Origin of the sequence: Neisseria sp. P0024.S006, assembly GCF_051956595.1 — a bacterium.
Lineage (GTDB): Bacteria > Pseudomonadota > Gammaproteobacteria > Burkholderiales > Neisseriaceae > Neisseria.
Genome location: NZ_JBQCXH010000002.1, coordinates 437,945 through 458,781 on the forward strand (window position 1 = coordinate 437,945; position 20,837 = coordinate 458,781).

Below are 20,837 nucleotides of genomic sequence, written 5' to 3' on the forward strand. Positions count from 1 at the left end.
TGTGTGTGCGTGTGAAGTTGTTTAAAAGGTCATTGTAAAACAAGGCCGTCTGAAAAACTAATGATTTGTTTTTTCAGACGGCCTTGATGTGTTTTTAAGTTTTTCGGTTTAACGTAAAACGGTTTTGCTCCAACGGCTCACCCATTGTTTTTGTTTGGTGTTGATGTCGGCGCGGTTGGGGGAATCGCTGTGTTTCGGTGTTTGGGCAAACTCGAATACTTTGGGCAGCGGTGTGTTTTTGACTGCCGGATAGACCCACATTTCGGCAGGCAGGGCTTTTTGCACTTCGCCGCTTTGCAGCCAGCTCACCAGTTTGGCCGCCAGCTCGGGTTGTTTTGCGCCTTTCAAAACGGCCGCGCCTTCAACTTGGCGGAATGTGCCGCCTTTGAGGAAGAGGTTGCCGGTGGGCGGGGTGCTGTATTTGCCTTTGGAGTAGTGGACTTCGGCCGCCGGGCTGGTGGCATAGCTGACCACGAGGGGATAGGCGCCGCCGTTTTGGGTGAAGTCGGTGTAGTAGGCTTCGCTCCAGCCTTTGGCGACTTTCACGCCGTTTTGGCGCATTTGCGCCCACCATTTGAACGCGCCTTCTTCACCCATGCCGCCAATGTTGGCCAAGAGGAAGGAGAGGCCGGGCGAGGAGGTGGCGGGAGACGGGGTTACCAGAAGGTTTTTATATTCCGGTTTGGTCAAATCTTGCAGGGTTTGCGGCAGGGGCAGTTTTTTCTGTTCAAACCATTTTTTGTCGTAGTTGATGGTGACATAGGCGTAATCGACGGCCAACGCATCGGGCAGGGACGCGGTTACGGGTGCGGATTTGGGTTGGTTGGCGGCGAGGATGCCGGCGGCTTTGGCTTTGCCGATGTTGGCGTTGTCCAAACCGTAAACCGCATCGGCAATCGGGTTGGCCTTGCTCAAAATCAGTTTGTTGAGCATTTCGTTGCCGCTGCCTGCCTTGATGACGGACACTTTGGCATCGTTGGCTTTTTCAAATTGCTCGATGACGGATGGGGGCAGGCTGAAGGATTTGTGCACGGCCAGACGCACTTCGGTTTGGGCGTACAGGTTTGCCGAAGCCAGTAATAGAGCCACTGCGGACAATTTCAGTTTCATTCTCTTTCCTTTGTGCGGGTAAAATACGAAATATCATAACAAAATCTGCATATCAAGGCACGATATGAATCATTCCCCCGTTTGGCTGTTTGACCTCGACAATACTTTGCACAATGCCGAAGCCGGCATTTTCTACATCATCAACCGCGCCATGACCGAATACATGGCAGGCCGTCTGAAGCTTTCCGAAGAGGCCGCCTCCCAACTGCGCCAAGATTATTGGCACCGATACGGCGCGACGCTTGCCGGTTTGCAAATCCACCATCCCGAAGTCGATATTGATGAATTTTTGCGTGAAAGTCACCCGCTTAAGCAAATTTTGGCAAAGGTGGAGGGTATGGATGGAACTGATGACGTTTTAGGCCGTCTGAAAGGGCGAAAAGCCGTATTTTCCAACGGGCCTTCGTTTTATGTCCGCGCATTGGTTGAAGCATTGGGCTTGGAAGCGCATTTTGACGGCTTGTTCGGCACGGACGACTTCGGCCTGCTCTACAAACCCAATCCGCAAGCCTATCTCAACGTCTGCCGCCTGTTGGGCGTCAATCCCGAACAGTGCATTATGGTGGACGACAGCGCCGACAATCTGCACCAAGCCAAAGCCTTGGGCATGAAGACCGTTTGGTACGGTGAAAAAGCCCATCCGTTGCCATTTGCCGACGGCATAGCGAAAGATATGCAGGATTTGCTTGAATTTTGCACAAAACTGCCGTGAAATTTTTAAAAATCAAGTACAATACACGGTATTGACGACATTTAAAAACAAGGACAACATCATGCGTAAACTCGCTTTAATCCTGACCGCCGCCGCCGTTTTGGCCGGTTGCTCTTGGGAAACCTACACCAACGAATCCGGCCGTACCGCCGTACGCCAAAAATATGCTACCGGCACACCCATTGTTTATCAGGACGGTACTTATTCTAAAAACATGAATTACAACCAGTTCCGCCCAGAGCGCCGCGCCGTCCAATCCAATCAAGCGGAACACGCTGAACGCGGCCAAAACTGGCAAAAACCGCAATTTGCCAACCAACAGCCAGCAACCGAATAACAATATCCCCAAGGCCGTCTGAACTTTTCAGACGGCCTCAAACAACGACAACGGAAACCGTATCATGGCTCAGACAGCTTTAAATATCGTCATCCTCGCCGCTGGCAAAGGCACGCGCATGTACTCCAAAATGCCCAAAGTGCTGCACCGCATCGGCGGCCTTCCCATGGTTGAGCGCGTTATCGACACCGCCGCCTCCCTGAATCCCCAAAACATCTGCGTCGTCATCGGCCACGGCAAAGACCAAGTCTTGGACACCGTCAAACGCGATGTCGTTTGGGTTGAACAAACCGAACAGCTCGGCACTGGCCACGCCGTCAAAACTGCCCTGCCGCACCTGTCTGCCGAAGGCCGCACGCTGGTGTTGTACGGCGACGTTCCCCTAATTGACGCCGCCACCCTCGAAACCCTGCTCGAAGCCGCAGGCAACGAAGTCGGCCTGTTGACCGACGTGCCCAACGACCCTACAGGCTTGGGCCGCATCATCCGCGACAGCAACGGCAACGTAACCGCCATTGTCGAAGAAAAAGACGCCGATGCCGCCCAAAAAGCCGTAAAAGAAATCAACACCGGCATTTTGGTTCTGCCCAACGCCAAACTCGAAGCTTGGTTGAACAGCCTTTCCAGCAACAATGCCCAAGGCGAATACTATCTGACCGACCTCATCGCCAAAGCCGTTGCCGACGGTATTAAAGTTCATCCCGTCCAAGTGCGCGCCTCCCATCTGGCCGCCGGCGTGAACAACAAACTCCAACTGGCCGAACTCGAACGCATCTTCCAAACCGAACAGGCGCAAGAATTGCTCAAAGCAGGCATCACCCTGCGCGATCCGGCGCGTTTTGATTTACGAGGCCGTCTGAAACACGGACAAGATGTCGTGATTGACGTCAACGTCGTCATCGAAGGCGAAGTCGAGCTCGGCGACAACGTCGAAATCGGTGCCAATTGCGTGATCAAAAACGCCAAAATCGGTGCCAACACCAAAATCGCCCCATTCTCCCATTTTGAAGGTTGCGAAGTTGGTGAAAACAACCAAATCGGCCCATACGCCCGCCTGCGTCCGCAAGCCAAACTGGCCGACGACGTACACATCGGCAACTTCGTCGAAGTCAAAAACGCCACCATCGGCAACGGCACCAAAGCCAACCACCTCACCTACATCGGCGATGCCGAAATCGGCAGCAAAACCAACTTCGGCGCCGGCACGATCATCGCCAACTACGACGGCGTGAACAAACATAAAACCGTCATCGGCGACGAAGTGCGCATCGGTTCAAACTGCGTCTTAATCGCCCCCGTAACGCTGGGCAACAAAGTCACGACAGGCGCAGGCAGCGCGATTACCAAAAACGTCGAAGACGGCAAACTCGTCCTCGCCCGTTCACGCCAAACCGTCATCGAAGGCTGGGTGCGTCCGGAAAAAGGCGATAAGAAGTAAAACCGGCCTTTTATTTATTTTCAGACGGCCTTGAGAAACAACAGGCCGTCTGAAGGTAAGAAAGATTTATATATCGTTAACATTAGCAACTTTAATTATGGGGGGACATTGGGTTAGTTTTATTTAAGCGTTATTCAGAGTAAGAAAATTAATGCAGATATGATTAAACGGATCAGTTAAGTGGATATTGTCTATTACAGAAATAATTTATACACGAGGACAGGTAAAGTCGGAGAAAATGAGTATAGGATTATTCGTAAACAGTAAAAAATGATACATACTGAATATTTAGAGAGTAAAAATGAAAAAATATATTTTATTTCTTTTGTTAATTCCATTGATGTCATATGCTCACGCTTCATCTTTTTCTGGCACTTGGTCATATACTGATCAGGTTGGAGATACTGTGGGGGGGGAAGAATTGGTTCTTAAACAGAAGGGTAATTTAGTTACAGGAGTATGGAATGAAGGAATTTCGACAGGTAGCGGAGGAAGTGGAAAATTAAAAGGATATGTGAAGGGCAATAAACTATTTTTAAGTTATTGTTCTGACGAGGGAAATAATTGGTATAAATCTTGCCCCCAATATGATAATAATAGAAGTTATTTTATTATAAAAAATAATAAAATCATTGAATATAATGCGATGAATAATAAAAAATATAAAAAAGGTAATGAATTTATTTTAGTAAAATAATGAATTTAAAGTAAGGAATATTTTTAAAAATATATTTTACCTTGCGGTAGGTATTTATTCTTATTAAGAATTAAATTTTATAAATTGATAGAAGTAATCCCCTATGCCGTCTGAAAGTCAGTGGCGTAGATTTTCTCAAACTTTTGATACTAAGGAACTTATATGTGCGGTATCGTAGGTGCTATTCGCGCCAATCACAATGTAGTCGATTTTCTGACCGACGGTCTCAAACGCCTTGAATACCGAGGCTATGATTCGTCGGGTATTGCCGTAAACATGGACGGCAAAATCAAACGCGTCCGCCGTGTCGGCCGCGTACAGCTGATGGAAGATGCAGCACGCGAAAAAGGCGTGTTCGGCCATATCGGCATCGGCCATACCCGTTGGGCAACCCACGGCGGTGTAACCGAGCCTAACGCCCACCCCCATATTTCCGGCGGCATGATTGCGGTTGTCCACAACGGCATCATCGAAAACTTCGAAGCCGAACGCGAACGCCTGCAAGCTTTGGGTTACACCTTCGAATCGCAAACCGATACCGAAGTCATCGCCCACAGCGTCAACCACGAATACACAAAAAACGGCGGCAAACTGTTTGAAGCCGTCCAAGCTGCGACTGCCCGTTTCCATGGTGCATACGCCATTGCCGTTATCGCACAAGACAACCCTGAAGAAATGGTTGTTGCGCGTATGGGCTGCCCGCTATTGGTGGCCTTGGGCGACCAGGAAACCTTCATCGCTTCCGACGTATCCGCCGTGATTGCCTTTACCCGCCGCATCGCCTACTTGGAAGATGGCGACATCGCCCTGCTGAACGCAAACGGTATCGAAAAACTGCTCGACAAAACCGGTGCGCAAACCGAACGCGCGGTTAAAGTATCCGAATTGTCTCTGGCTTCTTTGGAGTTGGGCCCATACAGCCACTTCATGCAAAAAGAAATCCACGAACAACCCCGCGCCATCGCCGATACCGCCGAAGTCTTCCTTGACGGCGGCTTCGAACCCGAAAACTTCGGCGCGAACGCCCGCGAAGTGTTCGACGATATCCACAGCATCAAAATCCTTGCCTGCGGCACGTCCTACTATGCCGCGCTGACCGCCAAATACTGGCTCGAATCCATCGCCAAAGTGCCGACTGACGTAGAAATCGCCAGCGAATACCGCTACCGTGACGTGATTGCCGATCCGAAACAATTGGTTATCACCATTTCCCAATCTGGTGAAACTTTGGACACCATGGAAGCCCTGAAATACGCGCAGTCTTTGGGACACAAACACAGCCTGTCCATCTGCAACGTTATGGAATCCGCCCTGCCGCGCGAGAGCGAATTGGTGCTGTACACACGCGCCGGCGCAGAAATTGGCGTCGCTTCTACCAAAGCGTTCACCACGCAACTGGTTGTTTTGTTTGGCTTGGCGGTAACGCTGGGCAAACAGCGCGGTTTGGTTTCCGCCGAAAAAGCGCGCGAATACGTTGAAGAATTGCGCCAACTGCCGGGCAGCATTCAGCACGTTCTCAATCTTGAGCCGCAAATCGCCGCTTGGGCGCAAAAATTTGCCAAGAAAACCAGCGCACTCTTCTTGGGCCGCGGCATCCACTTCCCAATCGCCCTTGAAGGCGCATTGAAGCTGAAAGAGATTACCTATATCCACGCCGAAGCGTATCCTGCGGGTGAGTTGAAACACGGCCCGTTGGCTTTGGTGGACGAGAACATGCCTGTTGTCGTGATTGCCCCGAACGACAGCCTGTTGGACAAAGTGAAAGCCAACATGCAGGAAGTCGGCGCACGCGGCGGCGAATTGTTCGTCTTCGCCGACCTCGACAGCAACTTCAACGCCACCGAAGGCGTGCACGTCATCCGCGCCCCACGCCACGTCGGCGTACTCTCTCCGATTGTGCACACCATCCCCGTGCAACTCCTGTCTTACCACGCCGCCCTCGCACGCGGTACAGACGTGGACAAACCACGCAACTTGGCTAAATCGGTAACGGTTGAGTAAAGCCTAGCTTGAACGATAAAAGGTCGTCTGAAAATTTTCAGACGACCTTAATTATTAATTAAAGGCAAACAAATGAATAAAATCTACAAATACCTACTGGCAATCGCTGCTTTGGCGGCAGCAGGCTTCGGTATATATGAATATACTGCGCCCGATAAATACCAATACTGGAAAGAACTGATTGCCAAGGATCCCAAACCTGACGGGATTTCAGAACAGGAATACAGGGAAAAACTTAGGGCAGGTTACTGCTGGAGGGACAGGAAGTTTTACACCCCAGAGGAATTACACAGGAAAGCAATGGTCAGTTTTGCAGGTAGGTTATTGGGAGAAACAGAAGCCTATAAGGCCAATATGACCACCAATCAGGGCGGACGGGATTATTCTACGGGAGCAGACTGCGTACGTCACGAAAAGGCCTGTAGCGTCTGGTTTGTCCCGCAAGATTACACCAATGAGCAATGGGACAGGAGGTTTTTGGCGGAGAAAGACCCGATGGATGGGGCATTGCTGGCAAAATATCCCAAAAAGGAAATCAGACAGGAAAATGATTTGAGAAACTATTTGGAACAATATGACAATAAAGGTTTTACTTTGATTCTTAGAGGTCCCAGTAAGAACGGTGCCGATGTGTATGGTTCTGATTGCTGTACAGTTTTAAGTAAAAAAGAGACTGAACCAATAATTAAAAAAGATGCTTTAATTACCTATTTGGAAGGAGCAGCAATTTTTCCAGAAAATGACATACCCCAAAATATCAATATTCAAAATTACGGAGTAGGTAATTTTTATTTTAAATTTACTGGTGTAGATCCTGGCCTGCATAGATGGAATGTAAATAAAGAGAGAACGTATCAACAATACGCTACAGAAATATTATTCATGAACAATTGCGGAGATGTTTTGTGGCAACCTTTTTATGCCAAATAACTTATCTTCTTAACGAGGAGCAACATTATCATGTCAGATAACCAAAAAATCTTTAGCTGTATCCGATGTTACAGTAGATAGAATTTTATCCCAATATTTGTGGAACAGCCCGATACCACCCAAAAGAGAAGATATGGGAATATCGATAACATCAGCTAATCGTACACCAGTAAAAATTGACGCAACCGACTATATGAAAAATGGTGCAGGCAGATATGCCACGGCAGCAGATTTCAAGATGTTTGAAAATTTTTTTAAAGCCTCGAATTTACCTGCAAGAAATACACCTTATTCTTTCGATGAGATTGGCAATAAAATCTATGGGATAGAACGATTTAACAGTTGGAAAAATGGTTTCTACAGTACGACTCCAGGAAAAGGTTTTACTGTCGCTATTTCTCAATATGGAATCGACACTTCATCTTCAGACTATGTCGAACGTGCTTTTATCTTCGGTTCAACACAAGTAGTTGTTACACCTGATGATCTTAGAAAACTTCAATTCTTCGTCCGTCCGGACGGCAGTCGCGAAATCCGCAACCTCAGAATCACGCCCAAAGACGACAATTTCGATTTTATCGGCGGTTCATCTTCTCAAGATGCTTCGGGCAGGATGCTAAAAATGATGGTAGATACGGCAAACGCGGGGTTCAAGAAAGCTATTGATCCGAAAGGTATAGGCAGGTCTGTACCCCTTGTCTATACCGATACCGACAAGCTGCCGTTTGTCACTATTACGGATAAGGACTTCAAAAAACTCCAGTCAGAGAAATTGAATCGGAAAATATCCGATGCTTTGATAGAAGAAACAGGTATTCCTCTGTTTCGTCAAGGAGGAGGGTTATTTAATAAGCTGAAAAAATCACCAGCCTTATATGATAAAAGCCTGCTGGGGCGTTGGCGAGACATTGAGCAGAATGCCAACGAAAAGTACCAAAAAACCCGTAACCTTATCAAAGAAGATCTGAACAAGATGTCTTTGGATGAAAGGAATGAACGCGATCAATACGCGGCGGATATTGATAAACCAACGGCCTTAACTATTGAGGATATGCCGCAAAACGCCCAAAAAATCTATCATCAAGGGAAACAGATTTTTGCTGATTTTTGTGCCCAGAAAAACATCGTTTACGATGCAAATAGTTTGGACAATATTGCGATGTCGTTAGCTTCAGTGGCTTATGTAAACAATATGCAGGACGTGTCTTTAATCAATATTAAAGGTAATGGGGAAGTCTTGATCGGACACAAAGCCCCCGGATTAATAATGGCTTCTGTAAATATGTGGGAAGCGGCTAAGACGCCGGTAGAGGAAAGCCTGAGCCAAATTCAGCAAACGGCACAACGAATTGAATATGAGGAGCAACAAAAACAAATCGTGCAATCCCAATCACATGGAGCGAGGCTTTCTTAAGCAGAATCAAAAGAAAATGTAAAAAGAGGACTTAAATTCTATAAATTATCTACAAATGGTTTGATTGATTTTAAACAAAGCTAAAGGCCGTCTGAAACCTATTTCAAGGTTTCAGACGGCCTGTTGTTTTAAAGCGTTTTATTCTGCGCCGACAACGACGGTGTTGAGGTCTTTGAATTTGACGCGGCGTTGCCATGCGTCGCGGACTTGTTCGACGGTCAGGCTGTTGATGGCTTTGGGGTAGGCTTCCAAGTAGTCGTTGGGCAGGTCGTAGAGGCCGATCAGGCTCAGGTAGTTGAGCAGTTTGTCGTTGGAGTCGTAGCGCAGGGGGAAGCTGCCGACGATGTTGGCCTTGGCCTGTTTCAGTTCGGCTTCGGTCGGGCCTTCGGCGATAAACTGCTCGATGACGGCTTGGGTGTCGGCCAGTGAGGCTTTGGTGTTTTTCTTTTGGGTGGAGTAGGAAACGGCAAACGTGCCTTCTTCTGTCGCCGGGGCAAGGCTGCTGTATACGCCGTAGGTGTAGCCGTGTTGGTCGCGCAAAACTTTCATGAGGCGGCTGTCGAAACCGCCGCCGCCGAGGATGTAGTTGCCGGCAACGAGGGCGTAGTAGTCGGGGTCGTGGCGTTTGATGAGGGAGGTGCCGAGCAGGACTTGTGCCTGTGTGCCGGCAAAGGGGATGTCGCGGCGTTGGGCGGTTTGTTTGGGAACGGGCGGGATGGCGTGGGTTGCGGTGGCTTTGGCCGGCAGGTCTTTGAGGACGCGATCGACCAGTTGCTCTGCCTGTTTGCGGTTGAGGTCGCCGACGATGGCGACGATGGCGTTGTCTTTGCCGTAGTGGGTGCGGTGGAAGGCGCGGATGTCGTCGAGGTTGACGCGTTTGAGGCTGTCAACGGTTATGTTTGCGCCGCTGCCGTAGGGGTGGTTCGGGTAGATGAGTTTGGTCAGTTCGCGCGTGGCGGTGTAGTCGGGGGTGGTTTCTTGTTGTTGCAAGCCGGTGATGGATTGGGTTTGACGGCGGCGGAAAACGGCTTCGTCAAAGCGCGGACGGGTCAGCGAGTGGTTGAGCAAGTTGGCGGCTTTGTCGCGGATGTCGGCTTTGCTGAGGCTGCGGAAGCCTGCGGACGCGCTCTCGGCATTGCTGTCGCTGCTGATTTGTGCGCCGATGTTGTCGGCTTCGGCATTGAAGGCTTCTTCGTCCAGCTCTTGGGTGCCGTCGGTCAGGAGGGCGGCGGTAAATTCGGCAACTTGGCTTTTGCCGTCCGGATTGGCGACGCTGCCTGCGCCCTTGAAGCTGACTTCAAGGTCGATGATGGGGTTTTCGTGGCGTTCGACAAGGAGGATTTGGGTGCCGTCGCGGTTGCGCCAGCGTTGGATGTCGGTGGCGGCTTGGACGCTTAAGGGCAGGAGGAGGGCAAGGGCGAGCAGGGTGGGTTTCATGTTATGGCTTTCTGTTAGGGTCGTCTGAAAGGATATGGGCTTTCAGACGGCCTGATGTTTATCGGCGGTTGGCAGCTTTTTTGCTTGGCGCGGCGGCTGTTTTTTGCGGTTCGATGATGACGGTACTCATGCGCTCGTCGGTCAACATCCGGGCGGCGGCCTGTACTTCTTGTGCGCTGACGGCCTGTAGGCGGCGGTGGATTTCTTGTTCGTCGGTATATTGGAAACCGCGCGCTTCGAGGCGGCCCATCATGGAGGCTTGGGAAGACATGGAGTCTTTGGCGTAGATTTCGCTGACCGCTGCCTGGGTTTTGACGCGCTGCAATTCTTCTTCGGAAACGCCGTTGTCGGCAATGTCTTTGATTTCTTGGCGCAGCTGGGCAATCAGAGTATCGGTTTTCACGCCTTCGGCAGGCATGGCTATTACGCTGAACAGCGGCATTTCGCGGCTGATGATGTCGTAATGCGTTCCTGCGCTCAATGCGGTTTGCTTGCCGCGCACGAGATTTTTGTCAAAACGGCTGGACGCGTTGCCTGCCAAAATATCGGAGAGGATGTCGAGGGCGAAAGGCATCGTGTCATCAAGTTTTTGGAGTTTCGGCACACGGAAGTTGATGGCAATCAGCGGCTGGTGTGTAACCGGAGAAGTGGCTTTGACTGTAACAGGTTTGCGCAAATAGGGTTCGGTATTCAGTTTGTTGCGCGGCGGCTGGGCTTTGGCGGGAATATCGCCAAAGAGTTTGGCGGCCGTCTGAAGCGTTTGTTTGGCATCGACATCGCCGACAATGACCAATACGGCATTGTTGGGCGCGTAATACTGTTTGTACCACGCGCGCAGGTCGTCGGCTTTTAGGGTGTGCAAATCTTTCATGTAGCCGATGACGGAGGCGCGCATGGACGGTTGGGTAAAGGCGGCAAGATAGGCTTGTTCCCACATTTTGCCGTCGGCAGTGTCTTCCGTGCGCTGGCGGCGTTCTTCACGGATGACGTTCATCTCGTTGAGGAATTCTTTGTCGCTGAAGTTGAGGTTGTGCATGCGGTCGGCTTCGAGTTTCAGAATCTCGGGCAGGTTGGCGGCGGCGACGTTTTCGTAATAGACCGTTTCATTGCGGTTGGTGTAGGCGTTGTTTTGCCCGCCCAGCTCGGACACGCGGCGGTTGAATTCGCCGGAGGGAACGTCTTTCGTGCCTTTAAACATCATGTGTTCCAAAGCATGGCTCAGGCCGCTTTTTCCCGGTTTCTCATCCACGCTGCCGATTTTGTACCAAATCTGCGAAACGGCCACAGGCGCGCGGTGGTCTTCTTTGACGATGATTTTCAGACCGTTGGGCAGGGTTTCAGAAAGCGTCTGCGCCCATGAAGCGGCAGGCAGTGCGAAGGCAAGCATTAAAGCAATTCGGCGTAACATGGTTCAATCCGTAAAATGAAAATCAATCGCCAAAGTATAGCGGAAATCTGCAAAGATTGGCCGAATGTTTCAGACGGCCTGCGGCTTTATCTGCTGATTCACATCAAGCGCGGCCGTTGCCAATCTTTACCGTCGCGCTTCATTCGCGGATAATCCCAAACATTCCCGTTCCCAACCATCACAAAGGAATCATCATGGCATTTTTGAAACTGACTGAACAAAATGTTCAAGGCAAAACCGTTCTGATCCGCGCCGATATGAACGTACCGTTCAAAGACGGCAACATCAGCGACGATACCCGTATCCGCGCTTCGCTCGCATCCATCAAATACTGCTTGGACAACGGCGCGTCTGTGATCGTGATGACCCACCTCGGCCGTCCGACCGAAGGCGAATTCCATCCTGAAGACGATGTAGCGCCTGTTGCTGCGCATTTGGGCAAACTGTTGGGCAAAGACGTGAAAGTATTGAACGACTGGCGTGAAAACAAACCGACTTTGAACGCCGGTGATGTCGTGATGCTGCAAAACGTGCGCATCAACAAAGGCGAGAAGAAAAACGACTTGGAGCTGGGCAAAGCCTACGCTTCTTTGTGCGACGTGTTCGTTAACGACGCATTCGGTACCGCCCACCGCGCCCAAGCTTCGACTGAAGCCGTTGCCCAAGCCGCACCGGTTGCCTGCGCAGGCGTGTTGATGGCGGGCGAACTCGACGCTTTGGGCAAAGCCCTGAAACAACCGGCTCATCCGATGGTTGCCATCGTTGCCGGCAGCAAAGTGTCCACCAAGCTGACCATCCTCGAATCTTTGGCCGACAAAGTCGACCAACTGATCGTCGGCGGCGGCATTGCCAATACCTTCCTGTTGGCAGAAGGCAAAGCCATCGGCAAATCTTTGGCCGAACACGATTTGGTGGAAGAATCCAAAAAAATCATGGCGAAAATGGCGGCCAAAGGCGGCTCTGTTCCGCTGCCGACCGATGTGGTTGTCGCTAAAGCCTTCGCCGCCGATGCGGAAGCTGTGGTGAAAGACATTGCCGACGTTGCCGAAGACGACATGATTTTGGACATCGGCCCGAAATCCGCCGCTGCTTTGGCCGAGCTGCTCAAAGCCGCAGGCACTGTCGTATGGAACGGCCCGGTCGGCGTGTTCGAGTTTGACCAATTTGCCGGCGGTACCAAAGTATTGGCCGAAGCGATTGCCCAAAGCGATGCGTTCTCGATTGCAGGCGGCGGCGACACTCTGGCGGCGATTGCCAAATTCGGCGTAACCGACCAAATCAGCTACATCTCCACCGGCGGCGGCGCGTTCCTCGAATTCTTGGAAGGCAAAGAGTTGCCTGCCGTAGCCGCTTTGGAAAAACGCGGCGCGTAATCGGTTTTAATCTCGATGGCTGAATAAAGGCCGTCTGAAATCTGGAAATCAGGTTTCAGACGGCCTTATTTATTTTGTTGAAATGTGTTATCGGTTTAGGCGGTTTGTGTATCCGACTGTCTGTGCAATGCCTGATAACACGGTGCAAGCTGGCGGATGATGAGGTCGAGTTGGTGTTTGAGGATTTGGTTTTGTTGGGACTGCTCTTTGTCGGTCTGCTCCAAATCGGCAAATTCCTGTCGGATGGCTTCGATGCTTGCATCGAAGGTGGCCGGTTCGGTCTGCGGCATTTGTTTGAGGAGTTCGGCGATGTGGTGGGTCAGGCGGGCATATGGGGCGAAGGTATCGCTGCCGTCGTGATGAACCTGGTCGCGGTATGCGCCGAGCGCGGAAATGTGGCCGGTCAGCGCATAGCTGGTTTTGAGCAGGGTAAAACCGTCTTGCAGGCGGTCTTGGTATTTTTTCGGGTTGCTGCTCATGTCGGATAAGGTGCTGCTGAGGGCGGCAGTGCTTTCGTGGGCTTGGCGGCGGGTGAGGCGGTAGTCGACATCGTCGCGGCTGCCGTTTTGCAGCTGGTCGAGGATGGCGTCGAGATAGCGGCCGTTGGCAGTGATGGTCTGGGCGGCGGTGTGGCTGAGGGTGAGGTAACGCCAATCGGGCCAGAGGTAGGTGGCGGCGGCCCATGCGATAACGGAACCGACGATGGTGTCGATGATGCGGATGGGCATGGCGTGGTACACGTCCAAACCGGCAAGCGAAAGGCTGGTCAGGGCTTGGATGGTGATGAAGAAGGTGGAGAAGCTGTATTTGTAGCTTCGGGTGATGAAAAACAGGGTGGTGCTGGCAATGACAATCCAGAGTTTGGTTTCAACGGACGGGGTGAAGTAGGGGACGAGCGAACCGACAATCACGCCGAGAATCGTGCCGGCGATACGTTGGTACACGCGGCTTTTGGTGGCGGTGTAGTTGGGCTGGCAGACGAAGAGGGCGGTCAGTAGAATCCAGTAGCCGAGGTTGAGATGGAGGATTTCGACGATGATGCAGGCCGCGGCCACGACGATGGAAAGGCGGGTGGCATGACGGAAGACGCCGGATTCGAAATTGAGCTGGCTGAGGACGGTCTCGCCGATGTTGCGGAACTTGGTGTTTTCAAGGGCGGCAATGCGGGTGTCGGTGTTGTCGTTTTCAGCAAGGGACGCATCGTTTTGCAGTTGCCGCAGTTGGTAATCGACGCTGCTGAGGTTGTCGAGCAGGCGGCGGATATTGTGGAGGTTGGCATTGTCGGCGTGGGTCTCGGCAAAATGGCCGAGGGATTGGCGACAGCCTTCCATGGCGCGGCCGAGGCGTTTGCTGTATGCGTAGGGTTTGTTGTTGCGCAGGGTGGCGGCAATGTTGCGGCACGCCTGACCCTGCATTTCGAGCAGGCGGCGGATGCGGAAGATGAGGTCGGTGTTTTTGAGCTGCTCGGCCATTTCGCTGTAATCGACGTGGGCGGAGCTGATGCGTTCATGCATGTCTTGCGCGCTGAGGTAGTAGCGCAGCATTTTGGCGGTGCGCGGATGGCGGTGTTGGCCGCGTAATCGGTAGAAAAGTGCGGCACGGCATTGGTTGAAGGCGGTAATCACGCCGGTGTTGCTCATGGCCAGGTCGATTTGACGGTTGCCCAGCCATGCGGCTTCGTCGGGGTCGAAAAAGTCGGCTTTGGCATCGAAGTAGTTGCTGAGTGCGTCGTAGGCGTTGGCGACGGTTTCCTGGACGGGGCGGTGGGGCAGGATGATTTGGAAGATCAGGGTGTTGACGCTGTATAGGACGGTGCCCAGCAGAATCATGACGGGATTGGTCAGCCAGTAGCTTTCGGGGGTGTAGGTCAGCGTGGTGTAGGTGGCGACGGCGAGCGCACCGAAAGCGATGGTACGGTATTTGAGGCCGACGGTGCCGAGGATGGTGAAGCCGAAAGTCATCAGGGTCATGGCCAAGATGAAGGGAACGCCTGTGCCGATGGTGCTTTGGGCAAGCAGTGAGGAGAGGGTAAACAGGGCGACGGTGATGACGATGTTGATCAGACGGCCTGTGAGGCGGTTGTCCAAATCGACCAAACCGCCGGCAATAATGCCGAGTACGAAGGGCATGGCAAGTTTGGGGGTGTTAAAGTGCCAAACAAGGGTGGCGGCGATGAATACGCTGGCGAAGACGGGTAGGGAGGCAATGATCAGAGGTTTGAGTGGCGGGGTGCTCATGGTTGGGTTGTTTTATTTGTTATGAGATGAATGATTGGATTTTAACAGGATTTTCAGTCGGTTTCAGAATGCTTTAAATGAGATAAGGCCGTCTGAACGGATACGGCGAAATGCTTGATTTCGTTTCCACATCTGTTCAGACGGCCTTGTTTGGCCTGCGTCATCAGGTCATCAGGTTGAGGTCGCTGATGCGGTCGTAGAGACGCTCGGTATTGTTGCCCTCGTCGTGCATTTGAATGCGCAGGCGCAAATCGTTGGCGGAAAACGCTTGGCGCAGGGCTTCGCTGAGTTCGATTTGGCCTTGTGCATAGAGGTTGAAGAGGTTTTGGTCGAACGTCTGCATGCCGTTGCTGCCGGAGCGTGCCATCAGGTCGCGGATTTCCAGCAATTCGCCTTTGAAAATTAGGTCCTGCATGGCCGGAGTGTTGAGCAGGAGGTCGGTAACGGCCGTGCGTTGGCGGTTTTTCTTGACGACGAGGCGTTGGCCGATGATGCCGACGAGGTTCAACGCCAAATCCATCAAGACCTGTTGGCGGCGGTCTTCCGGATAGAAGTTGATGATGCGCTCGATGGTTTGGGAGGCTGTGCTGGCGTGGATGGTGAAAACGCACAGATGACCGGTTTGAGCCAGTTGGAGGGCGTATTCCATGCTTTCTTCGCTGCGGACTTCGCCGATACAGACGACGTCGGGCGCTTGACGCATGGCGCTTTGAACGGCGGTTTTCCAGTTGTCGGTATCGATGCCGATTTCACGCTGGGTGAAGATGCTGCGGCAAGGTTTGTAGATAAACTCGATGGGGTCTTCGATGGTAACGATATGGCCGGGCAGCTTTTGGTTGCGGTAGTTGAGCATGGAGGCCATGGTGGTGGATTTACCCGAACCAGTCGGGCCGGCGAGGATCAGCAGGCCGCGCGGCGCGAGTGCAAGCTCTTGGAGCTTTTCGGGCAAACCTAGGGTCTTCATTTCGGGAATGTCTTGGCTGACGCGGCGCAATACCATGCCGACGCGGCCTTGCTCGTGGTAGGCGTTGACGCGGTAGCGCGTGTTGCTGCGCGATTGGACGGAATAGTTGATTTCCCAGTCTCGGTTGAAGGCTTCGAGCTGGTCGGGGTTCATGGTGGATTCGGCGATGGCGGCGGTGTCCGCGCCGGTCAGCGCTTTGTGTGGCATGGGCGTGAGGGTGCCGCCGACTTTGATGGCAGGGGGAAAGCCTGCGCTGATGAAGATGTCGGATGCGTTGCGTTTTTCGGCCTCTTCACACATACGGTCGAGCAGGGGATGAAGATGCGTGCCGATTTCGGCCGGGGTGGGGATGTGCGGTGCTTGGTTTTTTTGTGAGTAGGCTTGCACCATTTCGCTTAACAGGTCGTGCAGAGGGGCGAGGTCGCTCATGATGATTCTCTTTAAAACGGGTATTCGGTCAGGCTGAAAGGCCGTCTGAAAACGGGATGATGGGGTTCAGACGGCCTGAGTATGGTTTAGAAAACAGAGAGGTTTTCGATGTTTTGCGCCTTGCTGCGTGCCAGCTCTGGGCTGATGGTGCCTTGGCGGACAAGGGTTTGCAGGGCTTGATCGAGGGTTTGCATACCGTGGGCCTGACCGGTTTGGAGGGCGGCGTTGATTTGGGCGATTTTGTTCTCGCGGATGAGGTTGCGCACGGCCGGTGTGGAAATCAGGATTTCGTGTGCGGCGACGCGGCCGTTGCCGTCGCGGGTTTTCAGCAGGGTTTGGGAAATGATGGCGCGCAAGGATTCGGACAACATGGAGCGCACGATTTCTTTTTCGCCTGCAGGGAATACGTCGACAATACGGTCGATGGTTTTGGCGGCGCCGGTCGTGTGCAGCGTGCCGAAAACCAAGTGGCCGGTTTCGGCGGCTGTCAGGGCGAGGGAGATGGTCTCAGGGTCGCGCATCTCACCGATCAAAATCACGTCGGGGTCTTCGCGCAGTGCGGAACGCAGGGCGTTGGTGAAGCTGTGGGTGTGTTGATGCAGCTCGCGTTGGTTGATGAGCGCCTTTTTGCTTTGGTGGACGAACTCAATCGGGTCTTCGATGGTCAGAATGTGGGCCGGTTGGGTTTCGTTGATGTAGTTGACCATCGCCGCCAACGTGGTGGATTTACCCGAACCGGTCGGGCCGGTTACCAAGACCAAACCGCGCGGATTTTCGGCAATTTTTTGGAAAATGCGCGGCGCACGCAATTCTTCCAGCGTCAGAACGGTGCTCGGAATGGTACGGAATACGGCAGCCGGGCCGCGTTCGGTCATAAAGGCGTTGACGCGGAAACGGGCAACATTAGGCAGCTCAAATGAGAAATCGACTTCAAAATCCTGTTGATAGAGCTTGCGCTGGTGGTCGTTCATGACCGAGGTAATCATGGTGCCGACTTCTTCCGAACTCATCTCGGGCAGGTTGATGCGGCGGATGTCGCCGTGTACGCGTATCATAGGGGAAATGCCCGAACTCAAATGGAGGTCGGAGGCTTTGTTTTTTACGCCGAACGCGAGTAAGTCGGTAATCTGCATAATGTGGCCTTGTTTTGGTTTAGAATAATAAAATCGCTTTATTTTAAATAGATAAATCCGTTCGACCAAGTAAAATTTTTAAAATGCCGAGTGATGAACGGGTAAAAGGAGAAAACCATGTCGGTATTGCAACAAAACTATCAGGACGTATGCCGGGCGGTTGAACAGGCGGCAGAGGCTGCAGGACGGCCTGCGGATGCGGTGAAGCTGGTGGCGGTCAGCAAGACGTTTCCGGCAGACGATATCCGCGAAGTGTATGCGGCCGGTCAGCGCGATTTTGGCGAGAACTATATTCAGGAATGGTTTGAAAAAACGGAAACGCTGGCTGATTTGCCGGATATTGTTTGGCACGTTATCGGCGATGTGCAGTCCAATAAAACCAAATTTGTGGCCGAACGCGCACATTGGGTGCATACGGTAGGTCGTCTGAAAACGGCGCGGCGCTTGAGCGAACAAAGGCCGTCTGAAATGCCGCCGTTGCAGGTGTGCATTGAAGTGAACATTGCCGCGGAAGAGGCGAAACACGGTGTGGCGCCCGATGAAGCGGTTGCGCTGGCCCTTGAAGTGGCCAAGTTGCCGAATATTAAAGTGCGCGGATTGATGTGTGTGGCCAAGGCCGACAGCAGCAATGATGAGTTACGCAGCCAGTTTCACACCATGCAACGGCTGTTGGCTGAGTTGAACGCGGCAGGTGTCGAAGCAGATGTTTTGTCTATGGGTATGTCCGGCGATATGCCAATCGCGGTAGAATGCGGCGCAACCCATGTCCGCATCGGCAGCGCGATTTTCGGCAAGCGGCATTATCCTCAAGCGTAAAATTAATGGCCGTCTGAACAGGGTAGACAGCAGTTTCAGACGGCTTGATCGATATCACAAAGGAGTGACATATATATGAAAATCTATTTTCTCGGCGGCGGCAATATGGCGACTGCCATTGCAGGCGGTTTGGTCAAACAAGACGGCTATCGTGTCCACATTGTCGAACGCGGCACCGAAAGACGGGCGCAGTTGGTTCAAGAATTGGGTGTAGCCACTTCTGAAAACCTGCCCGAATTGAGTGCGGACGACGTCCTCATTCTCGCCGTCAAACCGCAAGACATGCAGGCAGCCTGTCAAAACATTCGTTTGAATGGCGCGCTGGTGTTGTCCGTAGCGGCCGGATTGTCCATCGATACCCTCAGCCATTATCTGGGCGGCACACGCCGTATCGTACGCATCATGCCCAATACGCCGGCCAAAATCGGTTTGGGCGTATCCGGTATGTTTGCCGATGCAAGCGTTTCAGAAGCCGACCGCGCAGCCGCAGACGGCATCATGCGCTCTGTCGGCACGACCGTTTGGCTGAACGAGGAAGAGCAACTCCACAATATTACCGGCATCAGCGGCAGCGGCCCCGCCTATGTTTTCTATTTGTTGGGCGCGCTCCAAAACGCGGCTTTGGCACAAGGTTTCAACGAACAAGACGCACGCGAACTGAGTCTCGCCACATTTAAAGGCGCAGTGGCTTTGGCCGAACAAACCGGCGAAGCATTCGCACAATTACAGCAAAACGTAACTTCTAAAGGCGGCACAACACACGAAGCCATCGAAACCTTCAAAGCCCGTCATGTTGCTGAGGCCATCGAACAGGGCGTAGAAGCCTGCGTTAAACGTTCGCAAGAAATGGCGCAACAATACAAGGCCGTCTGAACATGCGCGGCGACTTGCTTCTATTATTGGCAGACGCCGTTGCCATCCTGTGTATCACACGCTTTTTGCTCCGATACGCAGGATTGGCAGCAGAACACCCCCTGCTCAAATTCAGCATACAGGCAACAGGCTGGCTGACCAAACCTTGGCAAAAAGCATTTCCAAGCGGCGAGAAAACCGATTGGTACTGCCTGCCCGCAGGTTTTCTGGTGTATTACCTTGCCTGTACCGCCATTATTTTCATCTCGCCGGCATTATCCATCAGCAATAAGCTGATTCTGGCAAACTTCTGGTTTGCCATACTCCATATGCTGAAAGCCGCAGCCTATACATTACTTATCGCTCTGATTATCAGAATGGTGTCCAGCATACAGGGCCGCTATTCGCCGTTGACCTATGCCATCGAACGAATCCTGCAGCCATTGCTCAAACCGTTTTCCTTCTTACGCGCAGGGCGATACGATTTTTCAGGCAGTTTGTTGGCACTCTTATTATGGTTGTGGCTGACACGATGGTTTCCCCAGCTTATCCAGCAAACGAATTTATGGTTGCTCCAATAGGCCGTCTGAAAGCGCAGTAGGTATTAACGACCAAAAATACAACGTCCTAAAAAGCACATTAATATATTTAGGCGTAAGCTAGTGCAAAAAAGTGCAAATCGAAATATAAAGAACAAATGAATAGGTAAAACATGATATGATTCGCCCAATTTCCAAAACGGAAATTCAAGAAAACCCAATAAAAGCAAACCCGTAGCATCCAAATCATTAACATAAACCGAAAGCAGACACCATGGCAAAGCTGACAGAACAAGATATTTTAAACTGGGATGGTCCCGAAGAGGACTACATGAACAGCGACCAATTGGCCTTCTTCCGCGAACTACTGGTTAAAATGCAAGAAGAGCTGATTGAAAATGCAAACACCACTACCGGTCATCTCCAAGAGCACGAATCCGCCCCCGATCCTGCCGACCGCGCTACCCAAGAAGAAGAATACGCTTTAGAACTGCGCACCCGCGACCGCGAGCGTAAACTTCTCAGCAAAGTGCAAGCAACCATCCGCAGCATTGACGAAGGCGATTACGGTTTCTGTGCCGATACCGGCGAACCCATCGGCCTTAAACGCCTGCTGGCACGTCCGACCGCGACACTGTCCGTAGAAGCGCAAGAGCGACGCGAACGAATGAAAAAACAGTTTGCCGACTAAAATATAGACATAAAACCTCAAAAAGGCCGTCTGAAACCAAAATTTCAGACGGCCTTAGTATTGAACCGGGTTGGATATTGGAAGCGAATAGGGAAGATTTGAGGTGTTTTTAGAAAAATAAAAACCCTGTTAAAACAGGGTGGTGATTAAATTTTCGAAAATAATTTTGCGAAAGGTGTTGACTGGTTTTGTTGGGAGGCGTATAGTTCGGTTCTTCGCTGCTGACGCGGTGAAGAAAACGAAGCAGACAGTATAACACAGTTGGTTGAAATTTTCGATAATTTTAGTTGACTTTTAAAAATTGTACTGTATAATTCGA

The 20,837-nt window shown here is 51.8% G+C and carries 18 protein-coding genes; 12 read left to right on the plus strand and 6 right to left on the minus strand.

What is annotated here, in order from left to right:
• Positions 1-108: 108 nt before the first annotated feature.
• Positions 109-1,110: a thiamine ABC transporter substrate-binding protein gene (locus ACTHUF_RS05875; protein WP_440407329.1), complete on the minus strand. Its 1,002-nt coding sequence runs from the start codon at positions 1,108-1,110 to the stop codon at positions 109-111.
• 64 nt (positions 1,111-1,174) lie between these two features.
• Between ACTHUF_RS05875 and ACTHUF_RS05880 the strand changes: the two genes are divergently transcribed.
• The 7 genes from ACTHUF_RS05880 to ACTHUF_RS05910 all read left to right on the plus strand — a co-directional run bounded on the left by ACTHUF_RS05880 (position 1,175) and on the right by ACTHUF_RS05910 (position 8,639).
• On the plus strand, positions 1,175-1,822 hold the full coding sequence (locus tag ACTHUF_RS05880; protein ID WP_440407330.1) for a pyrimidine 5'-nucleotidase: 648 nt from the start codon (positions 1,175-1,177) through the stop codon (positions 1,820-1,822).
• 61 nt (positions 1,823-1,883) lie between these two features.
• Positions 1,884-2,159 (plus strand): membrane lipoprotein lipid attachment site-containing protein, encoded by a 276-nt coding sequence (locus tag ACTHUF_RS05885; protein ID WP_039861930.1) that lies wholly within the window; start codon positions 1,884-1,886, stop codon positions 2,157-2,159.
• Between the two features lie 64 nt (positions 2,160-2,223).
• A complete protein-coding gene (gene glmU, locus ACTHUF_RS05890) occupies positions 2,224-3,597 on the plus strand; it encodes a bifunctional UDP-N-acetylglucosamine diphosphorylase/glucosamine-1-phosphate N-acetyltransferase GlmU (protein ID WP_188211804.1) in 1,374 nt (457 codons plus the stop codon).
• Positions 3,598-3,898: 301 nt separating this feature from the next.
• A complete protein-coding gene (locus tag ACTHUF_RS05895) occupies positions 3,899-4,294 on the plus strand; it encodes a hypothetical protein (protein ID WP_440407331.1) in 396 nt (131 codons plus the stop codon).
• Positions 4,295-4,456: 162 nt separating this feature from the next.
• Positions 4,457-6,295 (plus strand): glutamine--fructose-6-phosphate transaminase (isomerizing), encoded by a 1,839-nt coding sequence (gene glmS / locus ACTHUF_RS05900; RefSeq protein ID WP_315093148.1) that lies wholly within the window; start codon positions 4,457-4,459, stop codon positions 6,293-6,295.
• A gap of 72 nt (positions 6,296-6,367) precedes the next feature.
• Complete coding sequence (locus ACTHUF_RS05905) at positions 6,368-7,225, plus strand: hypothetical protein (protein WP_440407332.1); 858 nt, start codon at positions 6,368-6,370, stop codon at positions 7,223-7,225.
• A 133-nt stretch (positions 7,226-7,358) separates the two neighbouring features.
• The gene (locus tag ACTHUF_RS05910) at positions 7,359-8,639 is read left to right on the plus strand and encodes a calcium-binding protein (protein WP_440407333.1); all 1,281 of its coding nucleotides are present in this window, start codon (positions 7,359-7,361) and stop codon (positions 8,637-8,639) included.
• A 138-nt stretch (positions 8,640-8,777) separates the two neighbouring features.
• On the opposite strand, the gene ACTHUF_RS05915 is transcribed toward ACTHUF_RS05910, so the two are convergent.
• Together ACTHUF_RS05915 and ACTHUF_RS05920 are read right to left on the minus strand one after the other, a co-directional pair.
• Positions 8,778-10,076, minus strand: a complete 1,299-nt coding sequence (locus ACTHUF_RS05915) for a M16 family metallopeptidase (protein WP_283121523.1) — start codon at positions 10,074-10,076, stop codon at positions 8,778-8,780.
• A 58-nt stretch (positions 10,077-10,134) separates the two neighbouring features.
• On the minus strand, positions 10,135-11,484 hold the full coding sequence (locus ACTHUF_RS05920; protein WP_315093134.1) for a pitrilysin family protein: 1,350 nt from the start codon (positions 11,482-11,484) through the stop codon (positions 10,135-10,137).
• Between the two features lie 194 nt (positions 11,485-11,678).
• Here ACTHUF_RS05920 and ACTHUF_RS05925 point away from each other — a divergent pair, with 194 nt between their 5' ends.
• A complete protein-coding gene (locus ACTHUF_RS05925; protein ID WP_036493913.1) occupies positions 11,679-12,857 on the plus strand; it encodes a phosphoglycerate kinase in 1,179 nt (392 codons plus the stop codon).
• Positions 12,858-12,952: 95 nt separating this feature from the next.
• Here ACTHUF_RS05925 and yccS read toward each other — a convergent pair whose 3' ends face one another.
• The 3 genes from yccS to ACTHUF_RS05940 all read right to left on the minus strand — a co-directional run bounded on the left by yccS (position 12,953) and on the right by ACTHUF_RS05940 (position 17,620).
• Entirely contained in the window at positions 12,953-15,094 is a 2,142-nt protein-coding gene (yccS, locus tag ACTHUF_RS05930) for a YccS family putative transporter (RefSeq protein WP_440407334.1), read from the minus strand.
• Between the two features lie 163 nt (positions 15,095-15,257).
• On the minus strand, positions 15,258-16,487 hold the full coding sequence (locus ACTHUF_RS05935; RefSeq protein ID WP_070646398.1) for a PilT/PilU family type 4a pilus ATPase: 1,230 nt from the start codon (positions 16,485-16,487) through the stop codon (positions 15,258-15,260).
• Positions 16,488-16,573: 86 nt separating this feature from the next.
• Positions 16,574-17,620 (minus strand): type IV pilus twitching motility protein PilT, encoded by a 1,047-nt coding sequence (locus ACTHUF_RS05940; RefSeq protein WP_004519239.1) that lies wholly within the window; start codon positions 17,618-17,620, stop codon positions 16,574-16,576.
• Between the two features lie 117 nt (positions 17,621-17,737).
• Here ACTHUF_RS05940 and ACTHUF_RS05945 point away from each other — a divergent pair, with 117 nt between their 5' ends.
• From ACTHUF_RS05945 to dksA, 4 genes are all read left to right on the plus strand, one after another.
• Positions 17,738-18,436 carry a YggS family pyridoxal phosphate-dependent enzyme gene (locus ACTHUF_RS05945; RefSeq protein WP_315093129.1) on the plus strand — a complete coding sequence of 233 codons (699 nt, stop codon included), beginning with the start codon at positions 17,738-17,740 and terminating at the stop codon, positions 18,434-18,436.
• A gap of 75 nt (positions 18,437-18,511) precedes the next feature.
• On the plus strand, positions 18,512-19,309 hold the full coding sequence (gene proC / locus ACTHUF_RS05950) for a pyrroline-5-carboxylate reductase (protein WP_315093127.1): 798 nt from the start codon (positions 18,512-18,514) through the stop codon (positions 19,307-19,309).
• 2 nt (positions 19,310-19,311) lie between these two features.
• Entirely contained in the window at positions 19,312-19,869 is a 558-nt protein-coding gene (locus tag ACTHUF_RS05955) for a YggT family protein (RefSeq protein WP_049349128.1), read from the plus strand.
• A 232-nt stretch (positions 19,870-20,101) separates the two neighbouring features.
• Entirely contained in the window at positions 20,102-20,518 is a 417-nt protein-coding gene (gene dksA, locus ACTHUF_RS05960; RefSeq protein WP_003747644.1) for an RNA polymerase-binding protein DksA, read from the plus strand.
• Positions 20,519-20,837 lie beyond the last annotated feature (319 nt).